A 1,314-nucleotide genomic window follows, 5' to 3' on the forward strand; every position below is an offset into this window, starting at 1 on the left:
GCGCGGGCGCCGGGGCTGTTGGTCAGGGCACAGAAGGCCCATTGGTCGATCGCGTCGTAGAGGCGACGGTTGCGGACGTGACGGGCCAGCACGGCACGTTTCTTGCCCGACGCGATGGTCAACGGTGAGGTTCCGGCGTAGTTTTTGCGAGACTTGGCGGTGGTGTATCGGTTCGGGTCATCCCCGAACTCACCGAGCACCCGGGCGCCGAGGATGACACCAAGTCCTGGCAGGGAGAGGTAGATGTCGGCGTCCGGGTGTGTCTCAAAATGTGTCGCCAGCTCAGCTTCGAGATCGGCGATCTGGTGGTTCAACTCGGTGATGATCCCGACCGCGGCGCGGGTGGTGGCCCCGAACGCGGCAGTGACCGCGGCCGGGGCGGCGAGTTGCTCGACGCGTAACGCCGCCTGAATCTCGAGGGCCTTGGCGTCGAGGTTGCGTTGTCGCCCAGCAGCTTTGAGTGCCGATCGGATCTTGGAGACACTCAGTCGAGCGGCGTCGGCCGCGGTGGGGGCGCGACCCAGGATGGCCAGCGCGTCACGGCCGGAAAGATCGTCGAAGGCCTCCAACGCCGCAGGGTAGTACTCCCGCAACGCACTGCGCAGCGCGTTGGTGTTCCGGTTACGGCTCCAGATCAAGTTCTGATGCGCCCGCGCCAGGACCTTGATCGCCTCGACGTCCGGGGTGTCCCCGGCGATCGGGCGGTGGTTGTGCCGGTCAGTGCGCACCAGATCGGCGAGCAGTTTGGCATCGGCGGCATCAGATTTCGCGCCCGAGACCTGGTGGCGGTCGCGGTAGCGGGCCACCGCGAGCGGATTGACGGCGAACACCTCGTAGCCTGCCGCGGCGAGCGCTTCGACCCACAGCCCGCGGTCGGTTTCGATACCGATCACCACCTGGGTGGGTTCCTCGGCGTGGGCGGCCACCAGTTCGTGAAACCCGCGAATGCCGGCGAGCCCCTCCGGGAGCCGACGCGAGGCCAGCCTGGCACCGTCGGAGTCCATCACATGGACGTCGTGATGGTCCTCGGCCCAGTCGTCTCCAACGAATATCATCCAAATCACCTCCTGCTCGGTATGGGTGAAACCTGTTCGAGCCGAAGGACACCCGGCGGCAACCTAATGGATCAGTGCTCGAAGCACGACACCCCATCAGCGCTATAGGCGGCCTCACCAACCGGTCGGGGCACGATCTAGCGGTAGGAATCGACGATCATTCCAGGCCCTCACAGTGCTCACCGGCCAGCGGCTCGATAATCAGCTTCGCCCGAACCGACCACTACCGGTCGAAGGCTCGCTGATCGGTTCCCATTAG

At 65.5% G+C, this 1,314-nt stretch carries 1 protein-coding gene; it reads right to left on the bottom strand.

All coding sequences use genetic code 11. The annotated features are described in order from the left end of the window. Positions 1-1,055 (bottom strand): IS110 family RNA-guided transposase (locus ABQE44_RS25740; RefSeq protein WP_448432645.1); only part of this gene is annotated, 1,055 nt, incomplete at its 3' end. Between the last annotated feature and the right edge of the window lie 259 nt (positions 1,056-1,314).

The sequence above is a fragment of the Mycolicibacterium sp. XJ2546 genome (assembly GCF_053483195.1).